The organism is Vibrio sp. 1180_3 (assembly GCF_029478545.1).
GTDB lineage: Bacteria > Pseudomonadota > Gammaproteobacteria > Enterobacterales > Vibrionaceae > Vibrio > Vibrio aestuarianus.
The window spans coordinates 125871-134052 of sequence record NZ_SJFM01000009.1; the positions used below are offsets into that span (position 1 = coordinate 125871).

The following is an 8182-nucleotide window of genomic DNA, read 5'->3' on the forward strand; positions in this document are numbered from 1 at the left end:
CCTTTGATTAAATTTCACACAAAATTCTCATTAAAAAAGTAAGGTTATGATTTAGCTTAAAATAAATTTTTCAGGTGATTTATTCATCTTTATGGTGAGCTTTGTCACATTAAACCGTGAGGAATTCATTGTGTTGCTATGAAAGTTGATAATTAATCACAAAATAAAAGTATCAAGTCGCTATTATTACCGCGTTTTAATATGTCTTTTTTCATAAATAGTTTTTTCATAAGTATATGAGTAGTCTATGAAACTTAAAATTGTTACTAGTGCAATACTGGCCTCTTTAGCCATTCCTTCTTTTGCTGCCGATGGCGACATTCATAATGTTACTGTTCTTGGTACGTCAGATATCCATGGGCATTTTATGCCTTGGGATTATGCTGCTGATAAGTCGAACATGCATGGCAGCTTGAGCCAAATTGCCACCAAAGTAAAACAGATAAGAGAACAGGATACGCATGTTATTTTAGTGGATGCTGGCGATACGATTCAGGGTAACTTCGTTGAAACATTTAAACATGAAGCGGTTGACCCGATGATGTTAGGGTTCAATGAAATGCAATACGATGTGTGGGTTTTGGGAAACCACGAATTTGACTTTGGCTTAGCTGTGCTTAACCGTTCACTTACACAGTTTGAAGGAAAGGCGTTGGCTGGAAACATTCAAAGACCCGATGGAAATCCGTTTCTTCCTGCGTATACCGTCATTGAAAAAGATAATATCAAAATAGGTGTTATCGGGATGGATACGCCAATGACGCAAGTCTTTGCGGAAGGAACAAATCGGTTGGAAGGAATGACTTTTACCAACCCAACGTTAGAAGTTAAAAAAATTGTCCAACGGATCAAAAATAACGTTGATGCTATTGTGTTAGTCGCACATATGGGCCTAGACAACGAAAATGACATTCAAGATACTGGTGTGTCAGACATTGCCAATGCAAACCCAGAAATTGATGCTATCGTCGCTGGCCATATGCATACTAAAATTGATAAAGCGGTAGTCAATGGTGTGATTATAACTGAGCCAGATAAATACGGACGTGCTTTATCTCGTATTGACTTTCAGTTTGAAGAGCGTGGAGGGAAATATACCCTTATCAACAAAGACAGTTTCACTTATTCCATTAGCGGCGTTGATTCAGATACTAAAATGGAGCAGCTTTACGCGCCATACCATGACCGTTTACGACAAAACGCCAATCGTGAAATTGCTCAGCTTAACGGAATCGACCTAGTACCAGAGAATGAAATTCGTGGTATCCCTCAAGTGCATATTCAAGACACGGGGATTAGTGCGTTATTTCAAGAAGCCAGTTTTTTCTATGCCCCCAAAGCTAATGTGATTGCTCTGCAAATTGACAACGATAATGCAGAACTTGATGTCGGTCCGATCAAAGCTAAAGATATTGCGTATAACTATCAATATGCTGGTGGTGAAATCACAGTTTATCAGATGACAGGTAAGGAACTTAAAGCTTATATGGAGTGGTCTGCTGGCTATTTTAATTCTGTGCAGGACGGCGACGTAACTTACAGTTTTAATCCTAAAAGACGTGCTTCTAAGTACTCAACTAATGATTTTTTTGCTGGGGTGACTTATACCATTGATTTAAGTCAGCCAGAAGGCCAGCGTATTAAGGACTTAAGTTTTGCGGATGGTCAACGGATTCAAGATAATAGTGAAATTCGTCTCGGGATGAACAGCTATCGAATGGGGCATTTAACTCAGAAAGGTGGCAGTCTTGAAGGTAGAACGTTCCCTGTGATTTTTGATACAGAAGCTGAGTATGGTGAAGGTGAAGGCACCATAAGAAACTTAGCCATTCGTTATTTAACCGAAGAGAAAAAAGGCCAATATGAAGGCAAGCTAATGCAACGTTGGAAATTAGTGGGCCTGCATGGTTATGACGCAGAGAGAGAAGTCGTAAAAAACCTGATTAACAGTGGTCAAATTGATGTACCGAGTAGTGATGATGGTCGTTACAGTAATATTGCGTCGATTAATGTCAAAGCATTGAAGTTTGATAGTAAAGAGATGACGAAAGAGGCATTAGATACTCGCATCAAACTGATTGAGAAAGCTTCGTCTGTCGAGAAAATCAATCTCAATCGAGAGATAGTATTGATCAAGGCATTGAATGACAACTTTCTAAACTGATTGAAATACTTAAGCTCTGACATGTTTGTCAGAGCTTTTTATCTTAAGCGTTCAACTCACTAACAACCAAATCCCAACGCTAATCATTAATGTCCCAGAGACGCGATTCAGTAAGCGTACGTTTTCAGAATGTCCCAGAACACGTTTTAAACTTCGACCACCCGTCGCGTAAAGGGTCATGCAGATAAATTCTGAAAGTAAAATAATGGAAACCAGCAAAAGTAGCTGTGGGGTGAGTGGGGCATCGCTATCAATAAAAGGTGGCAGTAGCGATATCATAAACGCCCAGCCTTTAGGGTTTGCAATCGCGGTTACAAACCCTTGCACGATGAGATCCCAGTCTTTGCCCACCTTCGTGGGTTGCTGTTCATTGCTGAGTGCAAGCTTTCCCTTTGAACGCCACATTTGAACGCCGAGATAACCGAGGTAGAGTGCGCCAACCGTTTTGAATAACGTGAACAGCCATGGAAAGCTTAGCATGATAGAAGCGATTCCTAGTACTGCTGCGACCGAAACCACGGCAACACCAACCAGTTCTCCAATCATCATCCATAATGTTCGTCGGTAGCCAATACTCATTCCCAAAGTGAGCGCTAAGGTCATGCACATACCGGGTGTGATGGAAACAAAAAAGAACGTAGGAATAAATGCTAAGAGTAACGTACTGTTCATCAAAAAATCCGTTTGGAAAACTAAAGCGTTAGCATACACCATTAAAAATAGTTATCACTATGGGACATAACGTTTGACGGTGTGCGGTGAGTCAATATTGAATACCGATACAACAAAAAAGCTGCGCAATGCGCAGCTCTCGTATTATTGTTCGAACGCAATTTATTTACTTACGACGACTTTTTAAGCGGTTCATCATTGATAAACGACGCTCGGCAGAGGCTTGGTCGGGTTTGTCTTCGTTAGGATTATTACGGCGACCTTGGCGATTTTTAAATGCATCTTTAGTATTGAGTTTTTCAATATACGCATCACGCTTTTTCGGTTCGTAACCTGGCTGCTCTACTCGGCGAATACGCTGCTGAATCAAGCTTTCTACCTGAACAACAGTTAATTCTTCTTCACGGCTAACAAAAGAAACGGCATGTCCTTGTTTTCCTGCACGGCCGGTACGTCCAATGCGGTGCACATAATCTTCAGCAAGGAAAGGCATATCATAGTTAATAACATGTGGAAGGTCTTCGATATCTAAACCACGTGCAGCTACATCGGTGGCAACCATCACCCGTGCTTTACCTTCTTTGAATTCATCTAATGCGCGGCGACGAGCACTTTGTGCTTTATCACCATGGCATAGTACGGCTTTAATGCCATCGAGTTTCAGCTCTTTAACCACTTCATTAGCTGTTTCTTTGTAGTTCACAAACACCAGCACTTGTCGCCAGTTTTTACGGCCAATTAGTTCAGAAAGAAGCTCGGTTTTACGTTCTTGATCAACCGGATAAACGACGTGGGCCACAGTGCTCGCAGTTGTGTTTGCACGATCAACACTAATGCGTTTCGGTTTGCGTAAAATATCGCCAGCAAGCTGGTTTAACTGTGTTGAGGTGGTAGCGGAAAACATCATAATTTGAGGCGATGTTTCAACTTCCAACATAATTTTACGAACAGGGGTAATGAAACCCATATCCAAAATACGGTCGGCTTCATCAAACACTAGAAATTCAAGTTGAGAGAGAGAAACATTGCCTTCACTAAGGTGTTCTTCTAAACGTCCTGGTGTTGCCACTAAAATATCGACACCTAAATCAAGTTGACGAACTTGTGATGACATCTTATTACCGCCATAAACCGCTGCAACGCTTAACGACGTATATTTCACGTAGTCTTTAATGTTTTGGGCGATTTGTGCCACTAACTCACGAGTCGGAGCTAAAATAAGTGCACGTGCAGTGCAGCGGGATGGGGATTTACCGCTGTCTAATAGGTGTTGAATAACAGGGAGTGAAAACGCGGCTGTTTTACCCGTACCAGTTTGCGCAGTGGCAAAAATATCATGCCCTTTACGAGCCATTGGAATGGCTTGTTCTTGAATTGGTGTGAGTTTTTCATATCCACAATCAGCAAGAGCTTTAACAAGTTCAGGTGCAAAACCTTGAGATGAAAATGACATTTTACGAGTTCCTTAAGCAGACAGCCTACATTTCTTCATTTTAGCCGCGCACTATATAGGATTTAGAGTGATTTATCTCTCGTTTCTCAGCTTTAGGGATAAATAATCTCTATTATTGTGTTGTACACGTCGCTGAACGACAGGATTTAGCTTCATGTTTTTACTTTGCAGGTCGATAATAAGTGATAAACTGTTGGTTTGCCAAATCGCCATGGTTATATACCCTTCCTTTGAAGTTGCAGCGGTGTTGGCTACGTTCGCTCACCCCAATCACATAGTTTATCTATGCTCATGGGGATTCACTTACTTGCCGCCTACCTGCAACTTAAAGTGGTTTGGGTATAGAGTGGCAAGCTGAAATAAGAACTGGGTTAGATTATGGACGATAAAGATTTTATACAAAAACGGCAGTATTACCGTTTAAAGTATCCTAAACGAGCTAGACCTGTCGTCAAAATTGATGATGAGCTTTTTCATGTCAGCGAAATATCAGAACAAGGTATCCGTATTGAAATGCCACGGGCTACGGCCTTATATCAGGGGCTGTCAATGTCTGGAACGGTTCATATGCGCAGTGATAGTTCGATTAAAATATCCGGAAAGGTCTTACGTTTTCAACAAAATGAAGTCGTGGTTCAATTAACTAACGGGCCGGGTTTCAAGCATATGGTGGAAGAGCAGCGTTATATCCGCCAGAAGTATCCTACCTATTTTTCTTCTTTGCGCTCAGCGTAGGTCGTAATATTAAGCCGAAATAGATTAGAAATCTTCCGTAGCAAAGCGGGCTGTTCGAGCTTCAGTGACAGAACAATTGGTCAATGCCATGAGCTCGGATAGCGTAATGTTCGGATTTTCTAGTATGAGCCTTGTGAGTTTATCTTCACGTGGCTCCAGCTTCTCTTCCAGAGTCCTGATCTTATCATTCATTTTAGTGATTAAAAACAGCATCGCTTGTTGATCCATCTCGCTTAGCTTTGTCACTACACACTTTAGTTGGTTTATTTCACCACTGATTTGCCAGTTTCTGGAGCGTCTTACTCTTTTCAATTCACATCCGTATTCGAAAGCCACTTGTTTTGCTCTCTTAGCGTTATCGCCACCAATTCGATGAATTAATGAGGGAAGTGGTATGGTTAGGTTTGTACTTTCCATGCTTTATTTCTTCATTGGCAATAACTTGTGGCGAGTAGCTCTACGACAAAAGGGATTGTAACTGAAATCTCTACATTGACCAGTTTATCTCGCTTACGCCAAGTTTTGTACTTACTAGAGAATCGACTAAGCCAGTGCCTATTTGGCTCAAATTTTTCACCCCTAGCTTGTGACCACTTTCTCGTGGTTGGCGTATTTTTTGCGCTAACACTTAGTTGACTATTCAATTTTCGCTCCTATGGCATTGTTTCGTTTGCTTTTTAAGCACTTACTGAATGTTGTAGCCTAAACTTATCAATATGAGAGTTTAGTAACACGCCATTGGAAACACTTAAGGTATTCTTAGTTGAAACTAAGAAGAGGCTTCTATCAATGTCACAAAAATCCATGCTTAAGAATGAAGATAAACTGGTTAAGAAGGCACTTGAGATCGGTGGGAAGATGGCAACGCTGCAAGGTTTTAACCTCCCTCAGTCACCACAACCAGTAAAAGTAAAAGCGATTTACCTATTTTTGGTCGATGCCAAACAAATCACGCCATTACCTGACAGCAAGCTCGACGGCGCAAACATTAAACACAGACTGGCACTTTGGATGCGTAATGCATTGCCAGACAACGACCCTCTGAAATAAAGCTATGTTGCCTGAAACCGGTGCTTAATAGAAATAAATAAACCTACACTCATCAAGTATCGTGCCTACCAAGGGTTATTATTGAGTTGTCTGTGATCGCATTACAGAGCGCCTAGCATCTTTCGGTATTATTGATTTACAAAACAGAATCAAAATTGCTAAAGATAAGGCCCGAGACGCGATACAATGCTTGTGTTCCAAGATCGCAACATGGAATACTCATTCACAGATACCTTAAAGTAACCATACATGTCTAAAGATTTCGATTTCACCACAGAATATACGCTCGACAAGCCTTTCTTTGCCGAGTGTTATGATCAAACTAGTCTGCCTGCTAAGTTCCCAAAAGCATATCTGAAAGGGATACTCTTTCTTATTTTTGGCACTGTTCTATTAGAGTTTGAGTTGTTACCTAATGGTTATGTCGGTTGGTTTTTTATCGTATTGAGTGTTATTGAAGCGTTCAGTATTTACTGTAAGCGAACTTGGTGGTTATGGCGACAAACCATTAGCTCCAGCCGTGGCAACAAAGTGGTGTTTCAAGTTAACGCGAACGGTGTGAATTACAAAAGCGGTAAAATCGACCGCTACATTGCTTGGAGTGAAATCGACCAACTTGAACAAACCGATTTAGGATTCATACTTCATCTAGGTAAGCAACGCCAATATGTCAGCAAATCTTGTTTAAAAGAAGAAGTGATCGTATTCATGATGGAGCAGCACGCCGCCTCAAAAGCGAAGTGACGTTCTTGTGGCTAGTTATATGTCAGCTAATTCTTTGCTAGGGAAACTGCTTGTCAGTTAACCTTAGCATTTCTTTTCCTATTGAAGATAGGATCTGGCTCCATTCAATTCGCCCCTCAGTTAATAAACGAAAAGCTTGCGGATGAACGGATAAGGATGCCAATTCTCCGATTTCAAATGACTAAATAAATTTCAGTTCATTCGGGTAATAAAGGTTTGCTCGTCATCCACAAAAGCCACAAAACCATCGTGATAGATAAACACCCGACCATGTCCCTCAACTAGGCAGGCAAGCTGTGGGTTTAAATCTTCTTCGTTACCTTGGCTTTGAAATGTTCCGGTATCAGTGATCACGCCCCTGAGTGTAGGTAAATATCCATAAGTGCGCTTGGCTTGATCAATCGGGTTCAATTCACTGGCGGCAGAGAAGTAAGAGGGGATCGCACCGGCTTCTTTGATAAACATGGTTTTCAGTTCTTCAAAAGCTGTAATCACCAGCCAGTCGATGCCATTAACATGATGGATAAACATAGAGTTTCTCGATAATTCTGATGCAGAGATTTTATCACTACCAGGGGAGGACGTAGTAGAGGTTTAGTTGCTAAAGGAGGTAATTCAGTGCCATTTCCGTACATTCACTAGGCCAACTTGAAATGCGTCTTTGCCCCAAACCTTTCTAGCTCAAGAATAAGGACTCATTTCTTTTGTCATAAATTGGCCTGTTTTTGGTAATGCTAAAAGTGGCTACGATACTGGTGGCTATTCAAGTAATAATGCCTAACTTCAGTCACAGTTAATTCAACAATTACCCTATATAGTAACTTGCATATAATCAATACATTGCTCCGATTATAACTACAAGTATATATAAATCGCCCAATGGAGGTCTCTATGCCCCAGAATTATGATAGACATATCAGTAATTTGACCAAAGACACTTACGCTTTGATATTGGCAGGTGGTCGAGGTAGTCGTTTATTTGAACTCACCGATTTTCGAGCAAAACCTGCTGTATATTTTGGTGGTAAGTTTCGTATTATCGATTTTCCACTATCAAACTGTTTCAATTCAGGTATTCACCGCGTAGGTATCGCTACACAATACAAGTCGCACTCGTTGATCCGTCACATTAGCCGCGGTTGGGGAAGCTTTAGGGCTCAACAATTTGTTGAAATTTTACCTGCTTCACAACGAACGGGCGATGACTGGTATGCTGGTACAGCGGATGCGGTCTATCAAAATATTGATATAATTCGTTCACATAGACCCAAGTACATTCTAATTCTGTCTGGTGACCATGTATATCGTATGGACTACGGCACTCTACTAGCGGAGCATGTGGCAAATAACGCAGATATGACAGT

9 protein-coding genes are annotated in these 8182 nt (G+C 41.1%); 5 read left to right on the forward strand and 4 right to left on the reverse strand.

Translation table 11 applies throughout. The features are described 5' to 3' along the window. Window positions 1–247: 247 nt before the first annotated feature. Complete coding sequence (locus EYW48_RS08075) at window positions 248–2164, forward strand: bifunctional UDP-sugar hydrolase/5'-nucleotidase (RefSeq protein WP_277432219.1); 1917 nt, start codon at window positions 248–250, stop codon at window positions 2162–2164. 51 nt (window positions 2165–2215) lie between these two features. On the opposite strand, the gene EYW48_RS08080 is transcribed toward EYW48_RS08075, so the two are convergent. Beyond that, on the reverse strand, window positions 2216–2836 hold the full coding sequence (locus tag EYW48_RS08080; RefSeq protein WP_277432220.1) for a LysE family translocator: 621 nt from the start codon (window positions 2834–2836) through the stop codon (window positions 2216–2218). A gap of 166 nt (window positions 2837–3002) precedes the next feature. Further along, a complete protein-coding gene (locus tag EYW48_RS08085; RefSeq protein ID WP_053309926.1) occupies window positions 3003–4289 on the reverse strand; it encodes a DEAD/DEAH box helicase in 1287 nt (428 codons plus the stop codon). A gap of 378 nt (window positions 4290–4667) precedes the next feature. Here EYW48_RS08085 and EYW48_RS08090 point away from each other — a divergent pair, with 378 nt between their 5' ends. Beyond that, entirely contained in the window at window positions 4668–5024 is a 357-nt protein-coding gene (locus EYW48_RS08090; protein WP_053309925.1) for a PilZ domain-containing protein, read from the forward strand. 24 nt (window positions 5025–5048) lie between these two features. Here EYW48_RS08090 and EYW48_RS08095 read toward each other — a convergent pair whose 3' ends face one another. Then, entirely contained in the window at window positions 5049–5441 is a 393-nt protein-coding gene (locus EYW48_RS08095) for a ribosome recycling factor family protein (RefSeq protein ID WP_176245631.1), read from the reverse strand. A 372-nt stretch (window positions 5442–5813) separates the two neighbouring features. Between EYW48_RS08095 and EYW48_RS08100 the strand changes: the two genes are divergently transcribed. Both EYW48_RS08100 and EYW48_RS08105 read left to right on the forward strand, forming a co-directional pair. Then, on the forward strand, window positions 5814–6074 hold the full coding sequence (locus tag EYW48_RS08100) for a DUF5062 family protein (protein WP_176245630.1): 261 nt from the start codon (window positions 5814–5816) through the stop codon (window positions 6072–6074). Between the two features lie 249 nt (window positions 6075–6323). Next, on the forward strand, window positions 6324–6818 hold the full coding sequence (locus tag EYW48_RS08105; protein WP_274700581.1) for a YcxB family protein: 495 nt from the start codon (window positions 6324–6326) through the stop codon (window positions 6816–6818). Between the two features lie 192 nt (window positions 6819–7010). Here the strand turns inward: EYW48_RS08105 and EYW48_RS08110 are convergent, their stop codons facing one another. Then, a complete protein-coding gene (locus EYW48_RS08110) occupies window positions 7011–7349 on the reverse strand; it encodes a cytosolic protein (RefSeq protein ID WP_277432221.1) in 339 nt (112 codons plus the stop codon). A gap of 360 nt (window positions 7350–7709) precedes the next feature. Here EYW48_RS08110 and EYW48_RS08115 point away from each other — a divergent pair. Next, window positions 7710–8182, forward strand: a 473-nt coding sequence (locus EYW48_RS08115; RefSeq protein WP_277432222.1) for a sugar phosphate nucleotidyltransferase, incomplete at its 3' end; no start/stop codon positions are given.

Bases quoted from the DNA above. Each gene is read 5' to 3' on its own strand.
- EYW48_RS08075 (WP_277432219.1), top strand. From the start codon at position 248: ATGAAACTTAAAATTGTTACTAGTGCAATACTGGCCTCTTTAGCCATT.
- EYW48_RS08080 (WP_277432220.1), bottom strand. From the start codon at position 2,836: ATGAACAGTACGTTACTCTTAGCATTTATTCCTACGTTCTTTTTTGTT.
- EYW48_RS08085 (WP_053309926.1), bottom strand. From the start codon at position 4,289: ATGTCATTTTCATCTCAAGGTTTTGCACCTGAACTTGTTAAAGCTCTT.
- EYW48_RS08090 (WP_053309925.1), top strand. From the start codon at position 4,668: ATGGACGATAAAGATTTTATACAAAAACGGCAGTATTACCGTTTAAAG.
- EYW48_RS08095 (WP_176245631.1), bottom strand. From the start codon at position 5,441: ATGGAAAGTACAAACCTAACCATACCACTTCCCTCATTAATTCATCGA.
- EYW48_RS08100 (WP_176245630.1), top strand. From the start codon at position 5,814: ATGTCACAAAAATCCATGCTTAAGAATGAAGATAAACTGGTTAAGAAG.
- EYW48_RS08105 (WP_274700581.1), top strand. From the start codon at position 6,324: ATGTCTAAAGATTTCGATTTCACCACAGAATATACGCTCGACAAGCCT.
- EYW48_RS08110 (WP_277432221.1), bottom strand. From the start codon at position 7,349: ATGTTTATCCATCATGTTAATGGCATCGACTGGCTGGTGATTACAGCT.